At 48.2% G+C, this 24695-nt stretch carries 26 protein-coding genes and 2 pseudogenes; 6 read left to right on the forward strand and 22 right to left on the reverse strand.

Annotation, left to right across the window (positions count from 1 at the left end; all coding sequences use genetic code 11):
- Nucleotides 1–81 precede the first annotated feature (81 nt).
- The 9 genes from bshC to CW734_RS11710 all read right to left on the reverse strand — a co-directional run bounded on the left by bshC (nucleotide 82) and on the right by CW734_RS11710 (nucleotide 8020).
- Nucleotides 82–1701, reverse strand: coding sequence for a bacillithiol biosynthesis cysteine-adding enzyme BshC (gene bshC, locus CW734_RS11670; protein ID WP_101190582.1), 1620 nt, complete (start codon nucleotides 1699–1701; stop codon nucleotides 82–84).
- Nucleotides 1702–1776: 75 nt separating this feature from the next.
- Nucleotides 1777–2157 carry a DUF3397 family protein gene (locus CW734_RS11675; protein WP_101190583.1) on the reverse strand — a complete coding sequence of 127 codons (381 nt, stop codon included), beginning with the start codon at nucleotides 2155–2157 and terminating at the stop codon, nucleotides 1777–1779.
- Nucleotides 2157–3014 carry a ketopantoate reductase family protein gene (locus tag CW734_RS11680; RefSeq protein ID WP_101190584.1) on the reverse strand — a complete coding sequence of 286 codons (858 nt, stop codon included), beginning with the start codon at nucleotides 3012–3014 and terminating at the stop codon, nucleotides 2157–2159. Before CW734_RS11680 ends, CW734_RS11675 begins: the two co-directional genes overlap by 1 nt.
- Before the next feature lie 111 nt (nucleotides 3015–3125).
- Nucleotides 3126–4676 (reverse strand): acyl-CoA carboxylase subunit beta, encoded by a 1551-nt coding sequence (locus tag CW734_RS11685; protein ID WP_101190585.1) that lies wholly within the window; start codon nucleotides 4674–4676, stop codon nucleotides 3126–3128.
- Between the two features lie 28 nt (nucleotides 4677–4704).
- The gene (locus CW734_RS11690; protein ID WP_101190586.1) at nucleotides 4705–4920 is read right to left on the reverse strand and encodes an acyl-CoA carboxylase biotin carboxyl carrier protein subunit; all 216 of its coding nucleotides are present in this window, start codon (nucleotides 4918–4920) and stop codon (nucleotides 4705–4707) included.
- Complete coding sequence (locus CW734_RS11695; RefSeq protein ID WP_101190587.1) at nucleotides 4917–6266, reverse strand: acetyl-CoA carboxylase biotin carboxylase subunit; 1350 nt, start codon at nucleotides 6264–6266, stop codon at nucleotides 4917–4919. The genes CW734_RS11690 and CW734_RS11695 overlap by 4 nt, the downstream gene beginning before the upstream one ends.
- Nucleotides 6267–6426: 160 nt before the next feature.
- Nucleotides 6427–7179, reverse strand: coding sequence for an enoyl-CoA hydratase/isomerase family protein (locus tag CW734_RS11700; protein WP_101190588.1), 753 nt, complete (start codon nucleotides 7177–7179; stop codon nucleotides 6427–6429).
- 103 nt (nucleotides 7180–7282) lie between these two features.
- Nucleotides 7283–7459, reverse strand: coding sequence for a 50S ribosomal protein L32 (gene rpmF / locus CW734_RS11705; protein WP_082799159.1), 177 nt, complete (start codon nucleotides 7457–7459; stop codon nucleotides 7283–7285).
- A gap of 24 nt (nucleotides 7460–7483) precedes the next feature.
- Nucleotides 7484–8020: a YceD family protein gene (locus CW734_RS11710; RefSeq protein ID WP_101190589.1), complete on the reverse strand. Its 537-nt coding sequence runs from the start codon at nucleotides 8018–8020 to the stop codon at nucleotides 7484–7486.
- Between the two features lie 127 nt (nucleotides 8021–8147).
- Between CW734_RS11710 and CW734_RS11715 the strand changes: the two genes are divergently transcribed.
- Nucleotides 8148–9362, forward strand: a complete 1215-nt coding sequence (locus CW734_RS11715; RefSeq protein ID WP_101190590.1) for a nucleotidyltransferase — start codon at nucleotides 8148–8150, stop codon at nucleotides 9360–9362.
- On the opposite strand, the gene CW734_RS11720 is transcribed toward CW734_RS11715, so the two are convergent.
- The 3 genes and pseudogenes from CW734_RS11720 to rsmD form a co-directional block, all read right to left on the reverse strand.
- On the reverse strand, nucleotides 9335–10354 hold the full coding sequence (locus CW734_RS11720) for a SepM family pheromone-processing serine protease (RefSeq protein ID WP_101190591.1): 1020 nt from the start codon (nucleotides 10352–10354) through the stop codon (nucleotides 9335–9337). The two genes, CW734_RS11715 and CW734_RS11720, sit on opposite strands and share 28 nt — an antisense overlap.
- Nucleotides 10355–10408: 54 nt before the next feature.
- A pseudogene (gene coaD / locus CW734_RS11725) lies at nucleotides 10409–10840 on the reverse strand (pantetheine-phosphate adenylyltransferase).
- Between the two features lie 106 nt (nucleotides 10841–10946).
- Nucleotides 10947–11446 (reverse strand): annotated as a pseudogene (gene rsmD, locus CW734_RS11730) (16S rRNA (guanine(966)-N(2))-methyltransferase RsmD).
- Nucleotides 11447–11529: 83 nt separating this feature from the next.
- Here rsmD and CW734_RS11735 point away from each other — a divergent pair.
- On the forward strand, nucleotides 11530–11910 hold the full coding sequence (locus tag CW734_RS11735; RefSeq protein WP_101190592.1) for a DUF7147 family protein: 381 nt from the start codon (nucleotides 11530–11532) through the stop codon (nucleotides 11908–11910).
- Here the strand turns inward: CW734_RS11735 and CW734_RS11740 are convergent, their stop codons facing one another.
- Entirely contained in the window at nucleotides 11911–12183 is a 273-nt protein-coding gene (locus CW734_RS11740) for a YlbG family protein (protein ID WP_058383491.1), read from the reverse strand. It abuts the gene before it with no gap.
- Nucleotides 12184–12309: 126 nt separating this feature from the next.
- Here CW734_RS11740 and CW734_RS11745 point away from each other — a divergent pair, with 126 nt between their 5' ends.
- Nucleotides 12310–13227, forward strand: coding sequence for a glycerophosphodiester phosphodiesterase family protein (locus tag CW734_RS11745; protein WP_101190593.1), 918 nt, complete (start codon nucleotides 12310–12312; stop codon nucleotides 13225–13227).
- Between the two features lie 34 nt (nucleotides 13228–13261).
- On the opposite strand, the gene CW734_RS11750 is transcribed toward CW734_RS11745, so the two are convergent.
- Nucleotides 13262–13708 carry a YlbF/YmcA family competence regulator gene (locus CW734_RS11750; protein ID WP_058383489.1) on the reverse strand — a complete coding sequence of 149 codons (447 nt, stop codon included), beginning with the start codon at nucleotides 13706–13708 and terminating at the stop codon, nucleotides 13262–13264.
- A 112-nt stretch (nucleotides 13709–13820) separates the two neighbouring features.
- Nucleotides 13821–14885 carry a CAP domain-containing protein gene (locus CW734_RS11755; protein ID WP_101190594.1) on the reverse strand — a complete coding sequence of 355 codons (1065 nt, stop codon included), beginning with the start codon at nucleotides 14883–14885 and terminating at the stop codon, nucleotides 13821–13823.
- A 140-nt stretch (nucleotides 14886–15025) separates the two neighbouring features.
- Between CW734_RS11755 and CW734_RS11760 the strand changes: the two genes are divergently transcribed.
- Nucleotides 15026–15391, forward strand: a complete 366-nt coding sequence (locus tag CW734_RS11760) for a YugN family protein (protein WP_101190595.1) — start codon at nucleotides 15026–15028, stop codon at nucleotides 15389–15391.
- Between the two features lie 87 nt (nucleotides 15392–15478).
- The gene (ytvI, locus tag CW734_RS11765) at nucleotides 15479–16537 is read left to right on the forward strand and encodes a sporulation integral membrane protein YtvI (RefSeq protein WP_101190596.1); all 1059 of its coding nucleotides are present in this window, start codon (nucleotides 15479–15481) and stop codon (nucleotides 16535–16537) included.
- 386 nt (nucleotides 16538–16923) lie between these two features.
- On the opposite strand, the gene CW734_RS11770 is transcribed toward ytvI, so the two are convergent.
- From CW734_RS11770 to cyoE, 7 genes are all read right to left on the reverse strand, one after another.
- Complete coding sequence (locus CW734_RS11770) at nucleotides 16924–17385, reverse strand: DUF420 domain-containing protein (RefSeq protein WP_101190597.1); 462 nt, start codon at nucleotides 17383–17385, stop codon at nucleotides 16924–16926.
- Nucleotides 17386–17405: 20 nt separating this feature from the next.
- Nucleotides 17406–18332, reverse strand: a complete 927-nt coding sequence (gene ctaG / locus CW734_RS11775; RefSeq protein WP_058383484.1) for a cytochrome c oxidase assembly factor CtaG — start codon at nucleotides 18330–18332, stop codon at nucleotides 17406–17408.
- 147 nt (nucleotides 18333–18479) lie between these two features.
- A complete protein-coding gene (ctaF, locus tag CW734_RS11780; protein WP_101190598.1) occupies nucleotides 18480–18812 on the reverse strand; it encodes a cytochrome c oxidase subunit IVB in 333 nt (110 codons plus the stop codon).
- A gap of 1 nt (nucleotide 18813) precedes the next feature.
- Nucleotides 18814–19440 carry a cytochrome (ubi)quinol oxidase subunit III gene (locus CW734_RS11785; protein WP_101190599.1) on the reverse strand — a complete coding sequence of 209 codons (627 nt, stop codon included), beginning with the start codon at nucleotides 19438–19440 and terminating at the stop codon, nucleotides 18814–18816.
- The gene (locus CW734_RS11790) at nucleotides 19427–21340 is read right to left on the reverse strand and encodes a cytochrome c oxidase subunit I (RefSeq protein WP_101190600.1); all 1914 of its coding nucleotides are present in this window, start codon (nucleotides 21338–21340) and stop codon (nucleotides 19427–19429) included. Before CW734_RS11790 ends, CW734_RS11785 begins: the two co-directional genes overlap by 14 nt.
- Before the next feature lie 25 nt (nucleotides 21341–21365).
- Complete coding sequence (gene coxB / locus CW734_RS11795; protein WP_101190601.1) at nucleotides 21366–22448, reverse strand: cytochrome c oxidase subunit II; 1083 nt, start codon at nucleotides 22446–22448, stop codon at nucleotides 21366–21368.
- 55 nt (nucleotides 22449–22503) lie between these two features.
- Entirely contained in the window at nucleotides 22504–23421 is a 918-nt protein-coding gene (cyoE, locus tag CW734_RS11800; RefSeq protein WP_101190602.1) for a heme o synthase, read from the reverse strand.
- Between the two features lie 346 nt (nucleotides 23422–23767).
- Between cyoE and CW734_RS11805 the strand changes: the two genes are divergently transcribed.
- Nucleotides 23768–24685 (forward strand): COX15/CtaA family protein, encoded by a 918-nt coding sequence (locus CW734_RS11805; protein ID WP_101190603.1) that lies wholly within the window; start codon nucleotides 23768–23770, stop codon nucleotides 24683–24685.
- The last annotated feature ends 10 nt before the right edge of the window (nucleotides 24686–24695 follow it).

A 24695-nucleotide genomic window follows, 5' to 3' on the forward strand; every position in this document is an offset into this window, starting at 1 on the left:
ATATTTCACTATTGTTACAGCATTTCATCTCAAAGAGTTTACTTCACATAAAAAAAGCCTGCATATGCAGGCTTTTCCAAGTTAAAGAATGACAATTTTGTGGGTGTTATCATATTTCATCGGCAGCGCTAATAGGTCTTCCACTAAAGCTTTGCCATACTGGTTCAAATAAGGGACCGGGTTATATATCCGCTCCTGCAACCCTGATTCAGGCAATAGGGCATTTTCGATCGCCGCCAGCTGGTTGAACTGCGTGCTGTTCTGGATCGCCACTTCGTCTTGCAGCTTGTTTTTCAGGAAATCAAGCTGGGTCAAGTGGATGCGCAAGTTCTTTTCAGCCAAAGGCGTAAGCCCGGCGCTGACTGCTGTAAAACGGCTGATCAGTTCTTCGTACTCTTCAGTCAAGCCTTGTTTGACTTCATCGATCTTCGCTTCTGTTTCTTCATCTCTGATGTGATCGAGCAGTTCATTGCGCAGCTGGGGGATTTTCCGCTCGACGACGACTTCTTCAAAACTCAAGTTCCGTTTCTCCAAAAGCGCTGCAGTCCGGCGGTCGACCAAGCTGACGCTAAGCCGTGGCATGACGATCGGCATTTCCATTCCCATAAGTTCGAATGCGCCTTTTAAAGCCGCCCAATACGCGATTTCTCCTGGACCTCCGACAAAAGCGAGCACCGGGAAGACGAGATCCTGCATCAATGGCCGTGTCACGACGTTATTGCTGAGACGCTCCGGCTCATGCTTGGCAATTTCCAAGAGTTCTTGTTCCGTGTAGCTTAGCGCCGTATTCTTTACGGCAAAACGGCTTCCGTCACGTTCGAGCAATAGGCGTTCGCCTTCGATTGTGATAAAGAGATGCGCCGCTTCGTCTTTGGCATCAATTCCTGCTGTATAACCGTCTTTTTGAAGCGCAGTTTCAGCTTCCACAACCTTTTTCGCTATCGCTCCGCTGTTTTCGATGATTTTTGAGAAAAAGCTTGATTCGTAGGCGCGCAATTGCTCGTTAGCGGCATCGATGTAAAGCAAGCCTTCTTTTTCGAAGAAATGGTTGAGCAGGCTCGCGAAAAATGCGGTAAACGTCTCAGCTTTCTCAAGATGGCCGAATACTAAGGAATGGATCTCCTTTGTATGGGCAGTTTCGGGCAAGCTGCGGAAGTATTCTTCCAAAAACGCCTCGATTTCATCCGCTTTAAGCGGTGCGTGTGAAGCCGCGCATTTCCCTAGTTTGGCATGCGGGTAATTCAGCTTTTCGACACGGCCGTTCGTTTCGCGATATATATGGCAGATTTCCGCCAAATCATGATCTTCCCCAGCGATCCAGAACACTGGCACGACCGGTGTATCCAATTTTTCAGAAGCTTCTTTCGCCAATAAAATCGCAGAAATGGCTTTGTGCACCGTATACAAAGGACCGGTCAGCAATCCCGCCTGCTGGCCAGTCACCACAACCGATGCGCCTTCTTCGAATTGTGCAAGCTTTTGCCTCGAAGCTTCAGATATCCCGTAAGGCTCCATATAGCCTGCGATGATAGACGCCAGTTTTTTCCGGTCGACTGGATGGCTATCAAGGGTTTCAAGCCTGTCGCGGGCTTGTTCCAAAGAAGGCTTATAGGAAAAGTATTGCACTATTTTTTGTTCTTCGTTCGTATAATCAGCCATCAATTTGGAGGATGGCGGTATGTATTTCTCCTCTAATTTCATGAAGTTGAATCCCCTTTTCGCTTTACATTCAAAGACTACTATAACAAAAGGAGGATTGCTTGAGAAAAAATCCGCCTAGCGGAATGATTGGACCGCTAAAAAGATCAGTCCAGCAAGCCAAGTCGCGGCATAAATTGCAGATAAAGCCAAAAAGCAAATGCGCCAGACTTTGCGCAGGAACTTGATCACTTCCAATTCTTTTTGAGTCTTCCACTCACGGATCAGCAGAAAAATCGCAAACAATAAAGCCGCCATGAAGATGAAAGGCTGAACTTCCAAGCCAAACAGCAATTCGATCGATGCCGGCACGGAAAAGAACAATAGAAAAGCCGTGACATCGGCCGCGATGCCGAGCGCCTTGCGTTTTTGGGATTTATAGGTCAAGGCGTAGACAAATAAAAATAAGATAAACGGGACGTAAAGCAGCACATTCCCGGCAGTAGATATCCATTCCATCAGTTTTCCTCAACAGTCTTCAATAAATGATAGAACGCTTTGAACAAAGGCAAATCCAATTTCGAAATCTGCAGGATATACAGCATCAGCCCATCCACATCCATCGGGTCCCCGGCCATGCGGTCTGCAAGCATGGAAGATATTTCTTCCGGGCGTGACGCGCAGTAGGCAGCGACGCGCTCGATCGGCTGCAAGCTTTCGATTTCCGGAAATGCTAAGTACAATTCATTGTACAGATTGCGGAACAGTTCGTAGGCATTCGGATCAGTAATCAAACGCCCCTTTTCGATTTTCATCAGCGCCGTCAACGGATTGATGAGGCTGTCTCTCAACAGCTGTTCGAACAACCGGCTCTCGATATCCCCTGTCCATTGCACCGCCATGTGGCCCACATTCGTGAGCGCTTCGAATTGAGCCGGCTCGCCTTTTATTAGACCAAGGCTAAGCTGAGGAGTTTTCGAGTAATTAATTTCGTGTGCATTGATTTTGACTGCGTCGCATTCCAATGTGGCGGCCGCGATTTGGCGATGCGCCAATAAGCGGGCTTTTTCGATATAGAGCATCCCTTGTTGGACAAACACAAGCGGATTGCTCGGCCGGCGAATTTTCAGCAGCCTTAATATAGGCGGCAATTCTTCTGAATGAACCGTAATAAATATGTAAGCATCCGGGTCCACCTGTTCAAAATCGGTATATACGGCGATTTGCTGTTGTTCTGTTCCACATACGAGGCCATGCGCGTGAAGCTCAGCGGCTTGTTCTTCATTCGTGATGATCAGCTGCACATCGCCTTCTTTTTTCAATAAATGCGCCAGCAGCAATGCCTGGGCGTTTCCGCCGATAATTGCGAATTTCATGGAAACCCCTCCTTTTTTCAGAGCAATCGTAGGCAGCAGACTGTCCCTTGTCTTGGGCGTTTGCTAAAAAAGAAGCCTGCCTTATTAGGCAGACTCCACGTCTATTACTCATTATACAGGAATGATCGGATGTTTTCGATATGGCAAAGGCAAATCTTTCGTCGCGTAAATCGACAAGCGCTTGGATAATTCCTCGCGAAGTGCATACGGCGCGACGATTTCATCGACAATGAGCTCTGATGCCAAACGGTAAATATTAATTTCTTCTTTATATTCCTGATGCTTTTGCTGGACATAGGCAAGGCGTTCTTTCGGGTCTTCGATCGCTTCGATCTTGTTTGAGTAAACTGCGTTGACTGCCGCTTCCGGGCCCATGACGGCAATTTGGGCTGTCGGAAGCGCAATGCACACATCCGGCTCAAAGGCAGGGCCTGCCATCGCATATAAACCGGCGCCATAGGCTTTACGCACAACGACTGAAATTTTCGGCACAGTAGCCGCACTCATCGCAGAGATGAACTTGGCGCCGTGGCGGATGATGCCTGCGCGTTCCACTTTCGTGCCGATCATGAATCCAGGCACATCGGCCAAGAATAAGAGCGGAATCGAGAATGCATCGCAGAGATTGATGAACTTGGCGCCCTTGTCGGCAGAATCCCCGAACAACACGCCGCCTTTTACTTTCGGCTGGTTGGCGATGATGCCGACCACTTGCCCATCGATGCGTGCAAGGCCGGTAATCAATTCCGGCGCGAACAGTTTTTTGATGTCGAAAAAGCTGCCTTCATCGATCAATTGGTCGATCAGTTCATACATATCAAACGGCGCGTTCTGGTTTTCCGGAATGATCTCTTCCAGGCTGCGGCCCGCTTTTTTTGCTTTTGCTTCGATCGTTTCAGGCTTCCCGGCAAAATTCGCCGGGAAGAATGCCATATAGCGGCGCGCTTCTGAAATCGCTTCTTCCTCCGTGGAGACAAGAACATCTCCTACGCCGCTCACGGTACAGTGCATGCGGGCGCCACCCATTTCTTCGAGCGACACTTTTTCGCCGATGACTTTTTCTGCCATGCGAGGTGAACCCAGATACATGGAAGCATTTCCTTCGACCATGATAACGATGTCACAAAACGCCGGGATGTATGCCCCGCCCGCTGCAGATGGGCCGAACAATAAGCAAACTTGCGGCACCATTCCGGACATGCGCACTTGGTTGTGGAAAATGCGTCCAGCGCCCCGGCGATTCGGGAACATTTCCAATTGATCGGTGATGCGGGCTCCTGCAGAATCGACTAAATAGAGCATCGGTACTTGCATCTTTTCAGCCGTTTCCTGGATGCGGATGATTTTCTCCACTGTCCGTGAACCCCACGACCCTGCTTTAACAGTGGAATCGTTGGCCATGACGCATACCGTTTCGCCGTTCACTTTGCCGATCGCCGTGACGACGCCATCTGCCGGAAGATCGCCTGCTTCCACATTCGCAAAACGGCCGTCTTCAATATAGTCGCCGTCATCAAAAAGTAAATTCAAGCGGTCCCTGACAAATAGTTTATTGCTTTCTTTCAACTTCTCATGGTATTTCTCTTGCCCGCCCGCGAAAATCTTGGAAAGCTTTTCTTCGAGCCGTGTATTATATCCCGTTGTTTCAGTCGTTTTCGTCATTTCTTCCACCCCTTTGGATTCAAATGCCTTATTCGCCGAGCGTCACCAATGTGTCCCCTTCGTTGACAAAGCTGCCAATTTCCACATCGACTTTTTCGACTTTCCCGCCGAATTCCGCTTCTACCGGAATTTCCATTTTCATCGATTCAAGGGTCATGACGGTTTGTCCCGCTGACACGGAATCCCCTTCGGATACTGCAATGTTCAAGACCGTTCCGGCCATAGATGCTGTTAGTTGTTTCATACTGTTTTTTCCTCCTTTTGTTGTGTAAGCCACTGAGCCAATACAGCGGTCGCATAATTTCCTTCTATAAATGGTTTGGATTCAATGAATCGGTCGAATAACGGCAAATTGGTCTTAACCCCTTCAATCGTCGTTTCATCAATGAACTTCCTGGATTTCTCCAGGACCTCTTCTCGCGAAGCTCCCGTCAAAATGACCTTGGCGATCATCGGATCATAGAATGGCGTCACTTTATTGCCCTCTTCGTATCCGGTCTCGATGCGTGCGCCAGCGCCCCATTTCAAGACGGATAAAGTTCCTGGCGACGGGAAGAATGTTTTCGGGTCTTCCGCATAGATGCGGTACTCAATCGAATGGCCGTTTGTATGGATTGTGTCTTGTGCCGGCAAGGCTTCGCCTCTGGATACATTTATTTGCCATTCGACGAGGTCGACACCTGTCACTTCTTCTGTGATCGGGTGTTCCACTTGCAGGCGGGTGTTCATTTCCAGGAAATAGAAGTCGTTGTTCTCATCGACGATGAACTCGACCGTTCCTGCATTTGTGTAACCGACCGCGCGAGCTGCTTGAACAGCTGCTTCGCATAGCTTGATTCTGGCAGATTCCGGCAAATCCGGAGACGGCGATTCTTCGATGACTTTTTGGTTGCGGCGCTGTACAGAGCAGTTGCGCTCATACAAATGGACGATATTGCCCGACTCGTCCCCGAAAATCTGAACTTCGATATGGCGTGCATTGGCAATGAATTTCTCCAAATAAACGATATCGTTTCCGAAGTACGCCTTGGCACGGTTTTTCACCGAATCAAACTGCTGAGTGAGCGCTTGCTCACTTTCACACAGCACCATGCCGATTCCGCCTCCGCCCGCACTCGCCTTAAGCATTAGTGGATAACCGATCGCTTTCGCTTCCAAGACAGCTGCATCAATGTCTGATACCCCTTCAGCTGTCCCAGGAACGACTGGCACGCCAGCTTGTTTCATTGTGCGCCGGGAACCGAGCTTATCGCCCATCGTTTCGATGACTTCAGGTTTCGGGCCAATGAAAATCAGTCCCGCTTGTTTGACTTTGCGCGCGAAATCCGCGTTTTCCGATAGCAGTCCATATCCTGGATGAATCGCTTCAGCATTGCGCTTTACAGCTTCTTCAATAATTTTATCTGCTTGTAAATACGATTGCGCGACCGGGTTCGGGCCGATCGCTGCCGCTTCTGTCGCTTCACTCACATAAGGCAGATCCCCATCTGCCTCGGAGTGGATCGCGATGGTTTCGATACCGAGGCGGTCGCATGTACGGATGATGCGCCGTGCAATTTCGCCCCGGTTGGCAATCAGGATTTTTTTCATGTATGAAATACCCCCTAAGTTTTCTCCCTTCTCTAGCATATACGAATTTTGTAAGCGATTTCAACTATTGAAAAAAATATTTTCCATAATGTTCCGCCTGTTCGCTTCAATCATTAGAAGAGCCATCATTTTCACATAAAAAAAAGACCCCGGAGGAGCCCTATTTTTTACTTTTGTTCAAAAATCCATCCACAGCCTGATGATGAGCTTCTTGTGCCCACAATCTAGCGCACTCGCGGATCTCCTGATCGACCCGCTGTTTCAAATTCGTTTCCTGCCATTTGCGGATCGCTATCTCTTTATAAGCGCGATGCACGGACGGCAGCACACGGTTCATCGATGCCAGAAATCGTTCGATATCCCCGTCCTCTTCGATGATGGCGCTGGCCCAGCCGTTCTCAAGCAATTCACCTGCAGAGTAGGCACGCGCATCACCGAGCATTTTCAGTGCCGCGTCATGCTTTAAGGTTTCAAATAGATAAGTGCCGCCGCCCCAGCCGCTCGTGATAGCCAGTGTCCCTTGAATAAACCCGCATTTGGCATGGCTCTTCACCAGCCGGTAATCACACGCCGTCGCAATCTCGCAGCCGCCGCCGACTGCGGTGCCATTGACGAGCGCGATGACAGGGACGGGGATCGTCTTGATGCGATACAAAGCTTCACCCATGCGGCTGAGCATCGGCCACGCCTGCTGTTCAGTTTTCAGTTCATGAAAAACGGACAAGTCACCGCCTGAACAAAATGCCTGCTCGCCTGTTGCCGTGATGATGACATAACGGATGTCTTCTTCTCTGGTGCGTTTTGCGAGTTCTTCAAACCCTTCCATCACTTCGTTATTGACGGCATTGCGGATATGGGGCCGGTCGATCGTAAAAGTCATTACCTGATTTTTGGTTTCGATTATGTATGCCATATTTTGACTCACCTCTGACTCCAGTTTACCTGTTTTTCGGCAAATGAAAAAGGTTATCCGGAGCCATGGCCTCCAGATAACCTTTTTCTAAGCAAATACTGTTTTATTTGCTAGCTACTACTTCTTTGCCTTTGTATGATCCACATGCTTTGCAGACATGGTGAGCCAATTTACTTTCGCCACAGCTTGGGCACGCTACCATACCAGGTACGGATAGCTTGAAATGCGTACGGCGTTTTCTTTTAGCGGTTTTGGATGTTCTTCTGAACGGTACAGCCATTGGTGACACCTCCTTACAATGATTCTATTCATCTGTCTGATCGAAATACTTGGCTAAATCAGCCAGTCTTGGATCCGGTTTTGATTGTGCTTCTTCCTTCTTGGCCAAAACTTCTTCGTCTGACAAATAAGACCAGTCGTTGCCGCCTTTGATAACGGTTTGTTCTGAGTCTTCCTTAAAGACCTGTATAGGAACTTCAAGGGCGATCAGCTCTTCTAAAATCGGCTGAAGATCAATGACTTCAGTAGTTACCGCGTGGACATATTCGTCCTCGCCTTCTTCACGGCCTTTTTCAGACCAATCGAAGATTTCCACGGTGTCGATGCTGACCGGGTATTCGACATCTTCCCAAGTTCGTGCGCAGGGCAGCGTAAGCGTCCCTTCAAGATGAAGCATGCACGTCATTTGTTGCGAACCAATCGTACAGTGTCCTGTGACGTGTATAGGAGATACGGCGCGAATATCGCTATTGCGCTTTTTCGCCTCATCCAATTGAACATACTGGTCAATTGGCATCCCGTCGTTACGATACTTTTGTAGCTGTTGAATCGCTATTTTCATAAGTAATCACCTCAAGACAACAAAGTTGATTATATAATGTAGAACAAACGATGTCAAGAAAAAATCTTGTCACCATAATTCGCTCATCGTTATACTAGAACTAATCATACCAAAAGAAGGTGCTGTAATGAAAGCGACAGGAATCGTTGTTGAATATAACCCTTTCCATAATGGTCATTTGCATCACGTGGCGAAAGCAAAGGAGCTGTCAGGCGCCGATGTGGTCGTCGCCGTCATGAGCGGCCAATTCCTGCAGCGCGGCGAGCCGGCGTTTGCCGATAAATGGACGCGCACGGAAATGGCGCTCTCGGCTGGCGTCGATTTGGTCATCGAATTGCCTTATGCTTTTGCGACTGCGCAGGCTTCCGAATTCGCACGCGGCGCCATCGAATTGCTCGACGCAGCAGGATGCGCATCTTTTTGCTTCGGCAGCGAACAAGGCGAGATCGAACCGTTCCTGAACAGCCTGGAATTATTGAGCACAGAAAGAGAGCAATACGAAAAAGTCATCCATGATAGGGTTCAGACCGGCATCAGCTATCCAAAGGCGTTGAACGACGCCTACTTGAGCTTAACAAATGGCAGCGGCCGCTATGCCGACTTGACCAAGCCGAACAATATTCTCGGCTATCATTATATAGAAGCAGCCCGCACGATCAACAGCGCGATGGCACCGCTGACAATACAGCGCATCGGTGCAGGCTATCACGACCCGCTAGAGCCCGGTGTCGCGATCGCCAGTGCGACCGGCATCCGCAATGCCTTTTTCGAAGGCGAAGAACTTGGGGAATTAGCGCCGTATTTACCGTTGAGCAGCATCCGTTTGCTCGAACGCGTTCATGCGGAGCAGCAAGGATTCGTCGACTGGCAAAGGTTTTACCCGATGCTGCGTTTCACGATCTTGCGCGAAGGGCCAAAAGCACTTGCCCGTTTTGCCGAAGTGACGGAAGGCATCGAAAACTTGATCCACGAGTCGGCGAAGCGCTCGGAAACTTTCGATGTGTTTATCAACCGGGTGAAAAGCAAACGCTTTACCCGTACGCGCATACAGCGCATGCTGACCCATATTTTCACCGGCTACACGCAACAGGAAGCACGAACTGCCACACATCCGGAATACATCCGCTTGCTCGGCATGACGCATAACGGCAGACGTTATTTGAACGAACAGAAAAAAGCCATCCCGCTCCCTGTCATCAGCCGCGCCGCGGATTTGACAGGAAATATGGGACAGCTCGATATCCGCGCGTCAGCACTTTACCTTCAAGCGATTGGCGCAGACTCATTGAAAAAAGAATATACGACACCGCCTATTTATCTGGGCGATAGTTCCGACAAATAATCCAGTGCAGCATCGATGTTGGCGACCGGGACGATATCCATCTCGGTGCCGATCTCTTCTGCGGTTTCCATCGCGACATCAAAATTGCTCGGCGTCCCGGAACCGCCCTCATTATCCGGTGCGAAGAAAACGTCGATGCCGGCGCGGTCTGCTGCTATGACCTTTTGGTCGATCCCGCCGATAGGCCCGACCGTTCCATCGCTTTCCATTGTGCCGGTGCCAGCGATGTCATACCCATGGGTAATGTCTTCATCCACCAATTGATTCAAGATTTCCAAAGTGAACATCAATCCGGCGGACGGCCCGCCGATGGTATCGGAATCGATTGAAACATCTGGAGTCGTTTCGATTTCCTTGTCTTCTACAAAGGAAATGCCGATGCCTGCGCGCTCAGGCTCTGTCGGCAGCGGGGTCAGTGTGATTGTTTGATTGATCGTGCGTTCATCACGCTCGATCACCAATTCCACTTCATCCCCAACTTTTTTATTGCTCAAGTAATCCAGGAATTCTTCCATCGAACCATAAGACTGCCCATCGATTTCCATCAAGCGGTCGCCAGGCGACAATAAACCGGCAGCGGCCCCGTCTTCCAGTACGTTCAGGATAAAGACGCCGTTGCTCGATACTTCATACGGTTTGCCGGCTTCTTCAAAGGCCACTTGCAGCGCATTGACCTGGGAGTCAGACATTAGCTTCAGCTGCCTGACATTGTACTCTTCGTCACTTTCATGGGGCTTCACTTGTTCCGGGTCGAGCACTTTATAGCCTTCCTGGAATTGCGCCATAATGTATAAAGCGGGAGTCGCATTGAACATCGTCACGGTCATCAAGCTGAGCGTGCCTGCGTCATCTTCATCCCGCCCCTCCACTTCCACCAGCGGCGATAACTCATATGCATCGCCCGGGCGTGAAATATAAGCATCCAGCCGGTAGGAGCTGACGAACACGACGAGCGCCATCACCAGCACAAAAACCATAGTTTTTATTTTCATCGCATATCCTCTCCTTTTCGTTCGAAACACAACAAAAGCCACGTGTCACGTGACTTATTTGAACTTTTCTATTAATGCTTTTCCACCGCTTCGGGGACCAGCCCGGAAATATTGCCTTGATATTTCGCCACTTCTTTGACAATGCTCGAACTGAGGAAAGAATATTGGTTATTTGACACCATGAACAAAGTTTCGATGTTTTCATTCAAAAACGGTTCATGGACGTGATCTGCATCTCGTATTCAAAATCCGAGACGGCTCTTAAGCCCCGGATGATTGCATTTGCTTCTGCTTCCACTGCATAGTCGATTAGCAAGCCGGCAAATGAATCGACGGTCACATTCGGAATCGTCTTAGTCACTTCTGCAATCAATGCCATCCGTTCATCCACATCGAATAATGGATTTTCGATGAATTGTTCATGACTACGACTTTCACTTCATCAAAGATTGATGATGCCCGTTTGACGATATCCAAATGGCCCATCGTAATCGGATCGAAACTCCCGGTACTACTGCAATTTTAGTCAATGCGTTCTCCTCTTCCCCTGGTAGCGGTAAATTGAAATGATTGTATTCCCATATAATTCCTTTTAAACCGGACACCCAGCTGTTTCGTCCGGCAATTCGATATCCCGCTCATGTTCGCACACGATGATCGCCTCATCTTCAAGCAAGCCGAATTCAGCTGCTTTCGCCATCAGCCCATATGCTTTTTCCATATGGTAAGGGGATCCAGAAACAGCAAGCGCGCCATGACGCCATTTTTCTTCATGGCTTTCAATCCGCGTTCAGCTTCGGCACGGTACACTTCCGCCGATTCTGTCAACTTGGTTTTTTCCAAATTTGCCTGTATGGTCTCCACGGCTTTTTTGTCTTTATCGGTGAAAATCGCATGGTCGATGCCACGGCTTAAGGCTTCAATTCCGAGCCCGCCACTTCCGGCAAACAAGTCCACTGCGGTTCCGCCATCAAAAAATGGACCGATCATATTGAAGATGGATTCTTTTACTTTATCAGTCGTCGGCCTCGTCGAATTTCCGGGAACCGCTTTCAAAGGCAGGCCTTTCGCCTGTCCTGCTACTACACGCATACTATCGCCTCTTACTTTATCATTTTAGTACTGCAAATACCGCCCACAATGGTAGAATGGATTCTGGAAAGGACGTGTTTTAGATGATACAACGTTTTATCGAGCTCGGAGAAGGGTACGGCGATATATATGAACTTCGCCAATTGATGGAAAGCAATAGAGAACGGTTTATGCACGGTTTCGTGTTCGTTTCAAAAACGAAAGACGGCCATCCTGTCGTTTCCGTCGCCGCTGCATTCCGGCCAGCCCAAGAAGGCAATTTCATGCCTATCTATCTATGCCGCGAAGGCGTACCGGACGGATCGAAGCGATTGGCCGTGTTCGAGGATGCCGTCAAGGAAATGGGCCATGAGCCGATTCGCATGGACGTCAAGCATTCTTCACAATACGCGGACACCAAACTTTATTTCGGCCACCTTATCGCCATTCTCAGGCTCAACCATTATATTCCGCCGATGCAATGATCACAAGCCGATTTTATAATCGTATTCTTTCGCTTTATCGGGCTTGGCATTTTCATATTCCGTCTTAAGGAAAGGCCGCTGGGATTCCAGCACTTTCTTGACATACGGCAGTTTGGATAGTTTTTCTTTTGTGGCTTCGATTTTGTCCTGGTCCATATAGACGACGACATATTTCAATTTGCGGGAAATAAAATGGACGTGTCCATACTTCCGCAGTGATTTTGCTTGTTTCAGCTGATGCACATAGACAATCAGACCTTGGCGATCATGCATATCTATCCCTCTTTTCTAAACTCTAGAATACCATAGGACTAAAAAAAGCCGCAACCGAATAAACTGACAGCAAGTGAAGCCTTCCGCTATAATGTGGATACTACCAAAACAGGGGGTTATACATATATGGGTAAGAAAACGAAAATCGGCCTTGCCGCCGCCGCTGTCGGTGCTGCGGCATGGGCTGGTTCAAAAGCATTCACAGATCCGCAAAAACGGCCGCAAAAAGCCGTTCTCGACTATGGGCATCCGATCGTCCTAGCCCATCGCGGCGGCAGCTCGCTCGCACCGGAGCATACGATGGCAGCCTTTGACCGCGCCGCAGAACTCGGCGTCCACGGGTTTGAAATCGATATTCGCATGACCAACGACGAGGAGATCCTGGTTTTCCACGATGAGTTTGTCGACCGCACTTCCGGTTCAGCCGGGCGTGTAGCTGAAATGACACTCGATGAATTGCGTGAACTTGACCTCGGCTATCATTTCGTCGATGACAAAGGCGAAAATTCCTACCGCGGAAAAGGCGAAAAAGTCGTCCTGCTTCGTGAACTGCTGGACAAATTCCCGCAGATGTATATCAATATCGACATCAAAGACGCACCTGATACGTATGAAGGCAGTTTGGTGCCATCTAAACTGTGGCGCTTGATCGAATCCTTGGGTGCAGAAGACCGTGTCGTCGTTACCAGCTTCTACGACGAACAAATCGACCGCTTCAATTTATACGCCCAAAACCGTGTCGCACTTGGCGCAGGAGAAAATGAAGTGCGCAAAGCCTTTACTTCCTTCAATAGCCAGTTCGGCCATCTGTATGCACCGCGTGCGGATGTTGTGCAGATCCCAGTGAAGCATTCAGTATTCCGCCTCGACTCTGCGCGGTTCATTGCCTTTCTTGACCGCTTGAATGTACCGGTTCACTACTGGGTCATCGACGACAAGGAAGCGATGGAGAAATTGATAGGCGCCGGAGCCAAAGGCATCATCACCGACCGGCCTGATATCGCCATCGAATTGATTTCGGCAGTTGAAGAAAAACGCCAATAAAAAAAGTGCAACCCATTGAGGTTGCACTTTTTTATTATGCGGAACAAGAACAGCCGCCGCCTGTGCCACAGCCGCTTCCGCACGAGGAATCCGATGAAAAGAACGGATTGCTCGAAGGGATCTTGACCGCTTCGGACACCGACCGGCCAAGGATGAAGCTGACTTGGTCCATCAAGTCCTGCAGCTCATTTTCCGCGAGCCGCAGCTCCGCCACCTTTTCGTTGAGGTCCAGCCGGCGTTTGTCCACGCGGATTTGCTTCATCACCCGTTTGTAATCGGGGTGGTATTTGCCGAAGCGCTGCACTTCTTCGTACAGCTCCTTCAGCCTGGCGAAATCGTGGATCTCCCTCGCCAATAGTTTATCGCTATAGACAGAGTCATAGGCATCGCGGTATTTCGCAGCCTGCTCTGATTGCAGTATCATTTCACTCAGCTCGTCCGCAGAGTCAGTTATACCGACCCATTCGTAGGTCATGATCACTTTGCATTCCTCCTCTACGCTTTCATCATATCAGATTGTTTTCCAGATTCATACACCGTTTACTCCTGAAACTGGCTGAAAATTACGGCTGCTCTTTCATGCGGGCGCTTCCCTATTGGCTTTCGTAGACGCCGGGATCCTGCTTCAACAGGATTTGGCTATAATACTTGCCGAATACGCCGACGCCGACCTGGTTGTACTGTGTACTCAATAAAGTTCCTCTGTGAGTCGGAGAGTTGAACCAGCCATGCAAGGTCTCGGCTGCATCATAGTAGCGTGAAGCCGTGTTGATCGCCGCTAAATCGAACGGAATATCCGCCCCTTGCAGTCGGGCTTCCAGATCTTCCACTTCCATCTCTACGGAAGTGAACTCCATGCGCGCCATTTCCTCACTCGTCTGCTTGGCCAATAAACCGATGCCGACATTTTCTTGGACCAAGGAGCGCTGATGGCGAAGCCGATAGACATTGGTCAAATCGACCACTTGTTTAGCGTTTGCTTCATCAATCGACCGCTGCAATGTCGACGACGGCCTTGGCGTCACCAATAAATCTCCTGAATACATCATATCGTACGGCTGGTGGCGGATCAGCGTTTCTGCATCCATGAACCTGACCGCCTCTAGTTGCTGGTCTTCAGCGTCGATATACAATTGTGCATAGAGGTCTTCAAAACTGACCAAGATCCGCTTATCCATATCCTGCTCGCTTAAATTGAATGTATAGGTATTGGTTCCGTATTTTACGGTCACTTCGTTCTGGACGATCGTGAACCTGTAAAGCTCTTCTATTGTCTGCCCGATTTCGTAAGGTTCGATATCGGTCGATTCCCCAGCCGCATACACTTGGACTATACGCCCTTCCTTCACACCGACCATGACGAAATTGGAATAAGCGGCATCGTACACCCACCACTCGTAAGCAAAAGCGGATGGCTCGATGCGGTCGGGCTTGCCATGCTCCGCCAGCCACTCTTCCGACGACTCCCCTATGTGTACGGAAAGCCCGCTCGTCGGCCGTTCAACATCCATCTCCGAATCCGTCAAGTTATCGGCCGGCAATGGATCCGCCGGGCGCGGCGCTTCCAGCAATTCATTTTCACTGATTGACGGGTCCAAGTAAAACAGTCCAATCAGGACAATCGCCAAGAAAATCATGATGCGTAACAAGTCCTTCACTGAATCAGCTCCTGACACCCATTTTCCCCATTATAACAGCCGCCCGCATTCTGACACAATCTAGCCATTGCATGTACCTAAAATATGATCTATTATTAAAGGAGCATTCAGTCTTTTTTTGTTATAGAGGAGGAGATCCCATGTATTTTGAAAATACAGGACTAGAGAACATCGAAGTGGATATTACATTGCTTGAAGACATCATGAACAAGCACGGCTTAACGAAAGAAGGCCAGTGGGATTATGAGCGTGTCACATACGACCGCAAATTCATCGTCCGTGAAGGCACTTATTACTTGCGCGTTTTCGCTTACGCTATCGATGGAGACGTCGATGCCAACGACGCGACTGTTCGCGTCTTGAAGCCGGTCATCGGCAAGCATTACTACCCGCACGGCATTGAATATGGTGAAGATGAGCATTTCCCAGATCACCTATTGAAAACTGGCGCTGAAATTTTGGCTTCCATCAAAAAAGAAATTTCCGAGTTCGAAATCAAAGCGTAAAATCTCCGCAGTTCAACACGAACTGCGGTTTTTTTAAACAAATGCTTTGCCGTGGAATTTCACGCAGTCAATTGAAGGAGGTTTATTGTGGGCAAGTGGTTTAATAAAAAACTGGCCACCATATTGCTGGTCATTGCTATTGTGGTTTTAATCTCTATATACATATTGCCAATTGCTGTTCCGTTGATCATCGCATTGCTCACCGCCATCTTCCTTGAACCTTTTGTCAAATTCATGCAGAAACGGTTCAAATGGCAACGTAAAGGTGCGGTCATCACGGTGTTTATTCTCTTCCTCGTCATTGCTTCTGGCTTGGTTTACTGGATTATCACGCAGTTGGTTGGACAAATTATACAATTCTCAAAAATGGTTCCAGAGTATACAAATTCCCTCTCACATATGTGGGGTGAAGTGGAAGCCTTCTTCCTGCGCTCCACCGCCGAAATGCCGGTTGAAGTCGTCAATTCATTCGAAACGGAAATGATCGCTTTTGCGGAAGGCATTCGCGACTGGATCTTAACTTTCGTCAACTACGATACGGTCACCAATTTATTGACGGGCATCCCTTCTTTTTTGGTCAGCTTCATCGTCTTCCTCATCGCCTTGTTCTTGTTCATGCTCGATTTGATGGATTTGAAAGGTATGCTGTTCAACCGCTTGAAGGAATCGACGGCCGAGAAAGTGCGCTTTATGAGTGCCCGCCTGAACAATGTCGTCTTCGGCTTCTTGAAAGCCCAATTCCTTGTCAGTTTGATCATCTTTGCGGTTTCATTGATCGCCTTGTTGTTTATCGCGCCTGAATATGCCTTGGTCATGTCGCTTGTCATCTGGGTCATCGACTTCATCCCGATCCTCGGTTCGATTATCGTATTGACCCCTTGGTTCATTTACATGTTCATTGTCGGCGATATCGTCCAAGGAACGCAGCTTGCGATTTTGGCCTTGGTGCTATTGGTCATCAGAAGAACAGTTGAACCGAAAGTGATGGGCACCCAAATCGGGCTATCCCCCCTTGCCACATTGATCGCTATGTTCATTGGCCTTCAATTGATCGGCTTTCTTGGCTTCTTTATCGGGCCGCTACTGGTCATTCTCTTTACTTCGGCACGCGAAGCCGGAATCATCAAAATGGAGTTTAAAGTTTAAAATGCACAAAAAAAGCACTGAGCAAATTATGCTCAGTGCTTTTTCAGAGTGTTGAAGAAATCTGAAATCGCTATAAATGAAAAAAGAGACCACTTATTCCACATTCAAAAACCAATGTTCTATGCAAGTATTTGGAGAAGCGTTCGCTCGTAAACCCTTCTGCTCAATAATGCTGCGCATTACTTTCGCAAAGATAATGTCTCCCGTAGGTCGACTTTATCTTTCCTGTGGATCAGCGAGACGACCGAGACCCCGCAAGCAGCGTAGCGGCTGAGGAGGCTTGGGCGCGAGCCCACGGAAAGCGAGCGATAAGCTTCGGAAAATACGGTGTCTAACCTTTCTCGAAAACCGAAAAAGCACTGAGCAAGTTATGCTCAGTGCTTTTTTTATCCACCCAGAATCGCTTTGAAAACCGAAGTCGTGTGTCCGCCTTCGTAGAATACATAAAGCAGTAAATAAACGGTAACTCCTGTAATCGCGGTGAAGAACCACACAACACTCGTGAACGGGCCGATCTTGCGGTGTTTATCGAGGCGGTTTTTCAAGCCCCAGTAGATGGTCACCAGTCCCATCACTGCCCCGATAGTTGCAAGCGTGATATGGAAAATTAGAAAGACGGTATAGTAGATTTTCAATTCATCCGGTCCCCCGAATGCCGTATTTCCTACGAATAATGTACGCGAGACATAGATGATGAAAAACGTCAGTGCAGCGGCACCGGCGCCAAGCATCACTTTTTTATGTGCTTCGATGCGGCGTTTGAGGATCAAGTTCCATCCGATCGCCACCAATACGGCGCTCAAGACGATAAAGAATGTACTAATGGTTGGCAATAGCGGCAAATTCATTTAATTAAACTCCTTTTGGGTCATTGCCCATTATGTCTGTAATACGCCATATCTTTGCGGTCCTGCAAAACTTTAGCGGTGATTTCATCGGCATTGGCTGTTTCATTTTTCAGCCATTCATGGAAGACTAGCCAAATGAACACAGTAAATACCAATTCCTGGATAATTTTCATTGTGATGCCGCCGGTGCGTTGGTCTTCGATCAGCGACATATTCGTGAAGAGTTCAGGGCCTGACAAGTTAAGCTGGGCCAATGTCCCTGCAGGTACGCATAAAGCCATTGCCTGCATCCAAGCTTCTCCGTCTGAGTACGTTGCATAAAACGGTGTCGTGCTGAAAATGATCAAAGCACAAGCAGGCGTCATCAAGACGCTCAAGCCGAATAAATAGCCCAATTTCTTCAGTCCGTGGAATTTGTGCATGCCTTCTAGATTATTGACCACCGGCCACCAGTAAAGAAGTGCCGACACGAATAACAATGTGCTGACGATGCTGTGGATCAGCATGTCCTGCTTGACGAAATCGAAAACAAGCGGCAAATGGTAAACGGAGAAGAACAAACTGAATAGCAGCAAGGCGATCAATGGTTTAGTGAAGAACATGAACAGAGGGTTGATAATTGGCAACTCGATGAATGCCCGCCAAATATATGAAGGAATCCCCATGATCACAAGAGGGGCAGCCAATAGCAAGAGCAGCGCCATCTGAACCATATGCATCGTCAAGGTGATGTGTCCAAGCAAATCGACCGGCGAGCCTTTCAAGATGTAGATCAAGGCCATCCCTGACACGAAGAGCAAGGCCTGCTTGGTTTGAAGCGGTTCACTATCCGTGAATTTATGTCTCCACTTTGTGGTGACTAGAAAATATAAAAGCGTAATCAGTACGAGAAATCCAAAATACCAGGGGCTCCATAACGCCTCGAAGCCAAAAATGCTGATTGGCATTAGACCGTACCTCCTTTTTTCCTTAAGTACCCTCATTATATAGGTGATGCCTTGCCATATCAATGAACGAATCATGACATTTGCGAGCCGACACAATGCATCCACATAAAAAAACTCCGGACTTTTTACAGTCCGGAGTTTTTTAGTTTACCACCAAACGATGGTGACCATCGTAAGAACGATAGTGAATGCGACAAAGATGCCGCTGAACATGAAGAATGCCATCATGCCATGGCCTTTATTGCTCATGTGCATGAAATTATAAAGCTGAAGCACGACTTGAATTGCAGCCAATAGCAAGATAATCGGCACGATCAAGTAATTCGAAAAATCAGCTGCCACTAAAGTGAACGCGATCAATGTCAAGAAAATCATCATAGCAAATGATGTCAACTGGCCGCGCATCTCGGTAGCACGTTTTTTCTTGATAAATTCAAATTCCGTTCTGGATCTGTGAATATCGTGAGTATCGTGTGCCATATTAACCGATCACTCCCATCAAGTAGACTACAGTGAAGATGAACACCCATACTACGTCAATGAAATGCCAGTAAAGAGCGGCAAGATAGAACTTCGGTGCATTGTACATGTTCAAGCCGCGTTTAGCGTTACGGAGCATTAACGCGATGAACCAGCTAAGCCCGAAGACTACGTGAGCTCCGTGAGTTCCGACTAATACATAGAATGCGGAACTAAAGGCACTATTGGTAAAACCAAAACCGAGATGTACATAGTGATTAAACTCATAAATCTCCAGACCTAGGAACGCAAGCCCCAATAGCACGGTAATTCCGAGCCATGCCTGCATGGCCTTGAAATTATGATTCTTCATATGATACATCGCGTAGACACTAGTCAACGAAGAGGTCAAAAGAATCATCGTCATGGCAAAAACAAGCGGTAGTTCGAACAGACCGGAAGCGGAAAATTCCATTCCGCTTGGGCCTTTATCTTTCAACGCAAGATAAGTTGCGAAGAGAGAGGCGAAGGTGACGGTCTCAGCTGCCAGCAGCAACCAGAAACCAACGAACTTGTTCTTCCCTTCGAGCGTCGCCGTTTCAGGATGATCGGGCCAAGTTTGTGGGGTATATCGTTTATTTAAGTCCACCTTTTTTGCCTCCTTCCAGCGCTCTTGCTTCTCTTTGAATGCGTTCGTTATCCGCAATCAATTCTTCTTTTGTTACATGGAAACCAAGGTCATCTTTCAAAGAACGCACGAGCATTGAACCGAATGTGATCGCAAGACCGCCGATCAATACAGGAAGCGCCCACGCATGCCCATCCATATGGTACATTGCGCCAAATGAAGCAATGAACATGCCAAGTGAGATAACGAAAGGAATGAATGATCCGTTCGGCATGTGGATATCGCCGAGTGGCTCAGCATAGACCATGCCTTCTTTATTGCCTTCCATTTTCTCGATCCAATACGGGTCAAGTCCACGGACAAGCGGTGTTTGTGCAAAGTTATAGAATGGCGGTGGTGACGGGATTGCCCATTCAAGCGTACGTCCGTCGCCCCATGGGTCGTTACCGACGCGCTCGCCTTTAACAACTGTCATCACAACGTTGACGAGGAGGATGAGTACCCCGATCGCCATAAGCAAGGCACCAGCCGAGCTGATTGCGTTGAATAGATCCCAGCCTTGATCTGCTCCGAACGTGTAAACACGGCGAGGCATACCCATAAGGCCGAGGAAATGCTGGATAAAGAATGTCAAATGGAATCCGATGAAGAAGAACCAGAATGTCCATTTCCCAAGTTTTTCGCTCAACATCGTACCGAACATTTTCGGCCAGTACAAATGCGTACCTGCCAAAATTGCGAGCACAACACCACCAACGATTACGTAGTGGAAGTGGGCGACGATAAAGTAAGAATCGTGCAGCTGGTAATCAAGCGGCGCAATTGCCTGCATAACGCCCGTTACCCCACCGGCTACGAATGACGGGATAAACGCAACTGCGTAGATCATCGGCACTGTGAAGGAAATGTTTCCTCCCCAGATCGTAAGTAGCCAGTTAAAGATTTTGATCCCTGTCGGAACTGCGATGATCATCGTTGCAAGGGCGAAGACCGCGTTAGCCGTCGGTCCAAGACCAACTGTAAACATGTGGTGAGCCCAAACCATGAATCCGTAGAAACCGATAAGGATTGTCGCAAAGACCAATGCCGTGTAACCGAATAGGCGTTTGCGGGAGAAAATCGCAAAGATTTCAGAGAAAATACCAAATGCTGGCAAAATCAAGATGTAAACTTCCGGGTGACCGAAGATCCAGAAGAAGTGCTCCCAGATAATGGTGTTACCGCCCATCGTTACGTCAAAGAAATTAGCCCCGAACAAACGGTCGAATACCATAAAGAAGATACCGACAGTCAGTGGAGGGAATGCCAAGAGAATCAACGCGGACGCTACGAAAGTCGTCCAAGTGAAAAGCGGCATTCTCATATACGTCATACCCGGAGCACGCATATTGATGATCGTAACAAGGAAGTTAATCCCCGCGATCAAGGTACCGAAACCGGATATCGTCAAACCAAGCGAGTAGAAATCGATTCCGTGGCCTTCAGAGGCAAGTGCCAAAGAAGCATAGTTTGTCCATCCTGCATCCGGTGCTCCGCCCAAGAACCATGAAAGGTTAAGGAATACGCCACCGAAGAAGAATAGCCAGAACCCAAGTGAGTTCAGGAAAGGAAACGCCACATCACGCGCACCGATTTGCAAAGGTGAGACGGCGTTCATGAATGCCAAGAGAATCGGCATCGCCGCAAGGAAGATCATGGTCGTTCCGTGCATCGTTAAAACTTCGTTATACGTTCCGGCGCTGAGGAAATCGTTTCCGGCTTTCATAAGTTGAATCCGGATCATCATCGCTTCTACGCCGCCGACTAGGAAGAAGAATCCGCCGGAGATCAAGTAGAGGATCGCGATTTTCTTATGGTCTACTGTTGTTAAGTAGTCCCATATTGTAGCGCCGAAACCCTTTTTCTGAGAGTTAGAACTCACAATAGTTTACCTCCTTTTTTAACTTTTACTCTTCAACTTTCAAGCTCATCAAGTATGCAGCAAGTGCATCAAGCTCTTGATCAGAGAATGGCTCTCCATTGTTGATCTCTTCTGGATTAGGCATCAAGTTGCCCGGCTTATACTGCTGAGGGTCAGCAATCCAGTTTTTCAATGTTTCTTCGTCATGTTCCATGAAGCCCGCGATTGTGGTGCGGTCACCGAAAGTTGTTAAGTTTGGTCCAACTCCAGGAGCCGCTCCTGCTGCGTTAGTTGCGTGGCAGGCGATACAGCTTTGCTCAAAGATTTCCTGTCCTTCTTGAGCAACAGTTTCTGAAGGCGCAGCTTGTTCTTCCTGCATTGCAGCTACCCATGCATCAAAGTCTTCGCGATTAAGCGTTTTGACTTTGAAATCCATCAAAGCGTGGGAAGGGCCGCAAAGCTCGGCACATTTACCGAAGTAAACGCCTTCTTCAAGTTCTGAAGATTCTTTATCGAATTCCAAATAGAAGGTGTTGACGTTTTCAGGGTTGACGTCGAGTTTACCGCCAACAGAAGGAATCCAGAACGAGTGCTTAACGTCTGCAGCAATCAAATTGAAGTAGACGCGTTCGCCAGTCGGGACGACCAGTTCCTGTGCAGTGATGATTTCCTGTTCAGGATACTCGAATTCCCACCAGTAAAGTTTCCCGGTTACATTGACCGTCAAGTTTTCGGCCACGCCGTCTTCATCCTGTGCGTCCATCGCCGTGACATCAGCCAGGTCGAATGTTGAGTAGACCGTCGGAACAGCGAGGATCAAAAGCAGGACGATTGGAATTGCTGTCCAGATAAACTCAAGACGCGCGCTTCCTTCGACTTGTTCAGGGATCATGTCCTCCCCTACTTTTGAACGGCGGAATTTCACAATTGCCAATACATAGATGATAGTGACGACGACGATAACGAATAACATGACAATGGATGACAAAATCAGCAAGTTGAACTGATCTTGTGCAACCTTACCAGCCGGTATCAGCGTCGAGATCTCTTCGCGCCCGCAGCCTGAAAGAAAAACAAGCAATGCGGTCATCAAGGCGAAGAGGCGCCATTTCTTAGGTCCTTTCATCATAGCTTTTCATACCCCTCTCTGAATAAAATGTTTTACAGTTAAGTAAAAGAGAAATTTAGACGAATACTGCAAAAATGATCATCGAGACAAATAGAATCGTCATATAGTTCAACGAATAGATGAACATTTTCTTCGCCCATTTCAAATCATCAGCTGCTTTGAAGCCCCGGATCGCAAGAACAAGCCATCCGATATTCAACGCTGTTGCTAAGATGATGAAGCCTATCCCAAGTTCCATAAGCAGGAACGGCAATGGGAAAAGCAGTAAAATCCATGCAAGCATCGATTTTTTTGTCCGGTGGAATCCTTTGACCACCGGTAGCATCGGAATATTTGCAGCCCGATACTCTTCCGTCCGTTTCATGGCAAGCGCATAAAAATGCGGCGGCTGCCAGATGAACATAATCAGAAACAGCGCCCATGCGCCCGTACCGAGCGCCGGCTCCACCGCAGCCCAGCCGATTAGCGGCGGGATTGCGCCGGAAATGCTGCCGACGATCGTGTTGCCGACATGCCGTCTCTTCGACCACATCGAATAGAGAACAACATAAGCCAAGATGCCGGCGATTCCAAACAGACCTGCTGAAACAGAAGCGGAAAACAAAAAGAGTTCGCCTATAACGATGAAAGAAATGGCGAGTGCCAAGACAGCGGATGGCTTGAACCTGCCCGTAACTGTCGGACGGGCTCTCTTGCTGGCCATCAATGGGTCAATATCTGTGTCGATATAATTATTCATCGCCGCAGACCCCGCAATGATCAATGCCGAACCGACGATCGTGTAGACGAGAATATCCATGTGATCAAGGAAATTCTTATCCGAAAACTGGAAAGCGAGCCACAGCCCCGTAAAGACGGTAATTAAATTGGAATTGACAATCCCAATCTTAATAAGTGCCAGAAAATCTTTAGTGAACGTGCTCGATTCTACAGCATCGGTCGGTTCTGCAGACAAAGACCGGCCGTTTGACATATAACTCCCTCCTTTCAAAGTTGTAAGCATATTCCGCTAACCATAACTATATCTAAATTCCAGCTTTTTTTCTACATATTACTGAAATTTCCTGATATAAATGATGATTTCACGCAATTGGTCTTACAAATATTCATCTCTAATCATACAGTAGCCCCCTCGTTATTTTAAGATAGAAAAAACGCTGTTTTTGAACAGTTTGTGAAGGTCTCTATTATTATGTCCAATTCTTGAAAGTTTAAGCGAACACCCATTTCTCGTTGTATTTTAAACGCAGTTTCGCTATCATCAAGTATGCAGGTTATCGTTAACGCTAAAAGTTTTTCTAAAAAAAGTAGGTGGCATTTTGAAAAGCAACATTTATATAAAAATATTCGGGGTTCTTGCATCTGTCGGCATGCTGCTCATCCTCCTCGGCGGGGCTTTGGTAACCAAAACCGACAGCGGCATGGGCTGCGGTCGCAACTGGCCGGACTGCAACGGCAATTTAATTCCACGGGAAATCACCCCTGAAGTGCTGATCGAGTTCTCCCACCGCCTGGTGACGGGCGTGGTTGGAATTTTGATTGTGGTGTTAGCTGTATGGGCTTGGCGCAAGTTCGGCCATGTGCGGGAAACGAAGTTCCTTGCCTTCATGGCGGTCTTCTTCCTCGTGCTGCAAGCATTGATCGGGGCTGCTCAAGTTCTATGGGGCCAAGGCGATTTCATCCTCGCGCTTCACTTCGGGATTTCCCTGCTGTCGTTTGCCGCTGTCCTGCTGTTGACCTTGTTGATCTTTGAAGTGGATCGCAAGTTCGATGCGGACCGCGTGCAAATCGGCCGCACATTGAAATTCCACACGCTCGGCGTTGCGCTGTATTCTTATGTCGTCGTCTACACCGGCGCTCTTGTTCGCCATACGGAATCAAGCCTGATCTGCTCCGATTGGCCGTTGTGCCGAAACGATCAGTTTGCGTTGCCAAGCAATATGTATGAATGGGTCCAAATGGGCCACCGCTTCGCAGCTGCGCTCATCGTTATCTGGATCGGCGTTATCGCGCTGCATGCGTATCGCCATTACCGCGACCAGCGGGTCATCTATTGGGGCTGGCTCATCGCCTTTGCAATCGTGCTTCTCCAAGCCACGTCCGGAATGCTCGTGGTCTTGACGAAGTTGAATCTGGCGGTTGCCTTGCTCCACTCCTTGCTTATCTCGATGCTTTTCGGATTGTTATGTTATATGGTCCTTCTCGTATCCAGAAGCAAGTTCATCAAATCCAAATAAAAAATCCGGT

It is taken from the genome of Planococcus sp. MB-3u-03, from assembly GCF_002833405.1.
Lineage (GTDB): Bacteria > Bacillota > Bacilli > Bacillales_A > Planococcaceae > Planococcus.

Bases quoted from the DNA above. Each gene is read 5' to 3' on its own strand.
- bshC (WP_101190582.1), bottom strand. From the start codon at position 1,701: ATGAAATTAGAGGAGAAATACATACCGCCATCCTCCAAATTGATGGCT.
- CW734_RS11675 (WP_101190583.1), bottom strand. From the start codon at position 2,157: ATGGAATGGATATCTACTGCCGGGAATGTGCTGCTTTACGTCCCGTTT.
- CW734_RS11680 (WP_101190584.1), bottom strand. From the start codon at position 3,014: ATGAAATTCGCAATTATCGGCGGAAACGCCCAGGCATTGCTGCTGGCG.
- CW734_RS11685 (WP_101190585.1), bottom strand. From the start codon at position 4,676: ATGACGAAAACGACTGAAACAACGGGATATAATACACGGCTCGAAGAA.
- CW734_RS11690 (WP_101190586.1), bottom strand. From the start codon at position 4,920: ATGAAACAACTAACAGCATCTATGGCCGGAACGGTCTTGAACATTGCA.
- CW734_RS11695 (WP_101190587.1), bottom strand. From the start codon at position 6,266: ATGAAAAAAATCCTGATTGCCAACCGGGGCGAAATTGCACGGCGCATC.
- CW734_RS11700 (WP_101190588.1), bottom strand. From the start codon at position 7,179: ATGGCATACATAATCGAAACCAAAAATCAGGTAATGACTTTTACGATC.
- rpmF (WP_082799159.1), bottom strand. From the start codon at position 7,459: ATGGCTGTACCGTTCAGAAGAACATCCAAAACCGCTAAAAGAAAACGC.
- CW734_RS11710 (WP_101190589.1), bottom strand. From the start codon at position 8,020: ATGAAAATAGCGATTCAACAGCTACAAAAGTATCGTAACGACGGGATG.
- CW734_RS11715 (WP_101190590.1), top strand. From the start codon at position 8,148: ATGAAAGCGACAGGAATCGTTGTTGAATATAACCCTTTCCATAATGGT.
- CW734_RS11720 (WP_101190591.1), bottom strand. From the start codon at position 10,354: ATGAAAATAAAAACTATGGTTTTTGTGCTGGTGATGGCGCTCGTCGTG.
- CW734_RS11735 (WP_101190592.1), top strand. From the start codon at position 11,530: ATGATACAACGTTTTATCGAGCTCGGAGAAGGGTACGGCGATATATAT.
- CW734_RS11740 (WP_058383491.1), bottom strand. From the start codon at position 12,183: ATGCATGATCGCCAAGGTCTGATTGTCTATGTGCATCAGCTGAAACAA.
- CW734_RS11745 (WP_101190593.1), top strand. From the start codon at position 12,310: ATGGGTAAGAAAACGAAAATCGGCCTTGCCGCCGCCGCTGTCGGTGCT.
- CW734_RS11760 (WP_101190595.1), top strand. From the start codon at position 15,026: ATGTATTTTGAAAATACAGGACTAGAGAACATCGAAGTGGATATTACA.
- CW734_RS11770 (WP_101190597.1), bottom strand. From the start codon at position 17,385: ATGAATTTGCCGCTATTGCCAACCATTAGTACATTCTTTATCGTCTTG.
- ctaG (WP_058383484.1), bottom strand. From the start codon at position 18,332: ATGCCAATCAGCATTTTTGGCTTCGAGGCGTTATGGAGCCCCTGGTAT.
- ctaF (WP_101190598.1), bottom strand. From the start codon at position 18,812: ATGGCACACGATACTCACGATATTCACAGATCCAGAACGGAATTTGAA.
- coxB (WP_101190601.1), bottom strand. From the start codon at position 22,448: ATGATGAAAGGACCTAAGAAATGGCGCCTCTTCGCCTTGATGACCGCA.
- cyoE (WP_101190602.1), bottom strand. From the start codon at position 23,421: ATGTCAAACGGCCGGTCTTTGTCTGCAGAACCGACCGATGCTGTAGAA.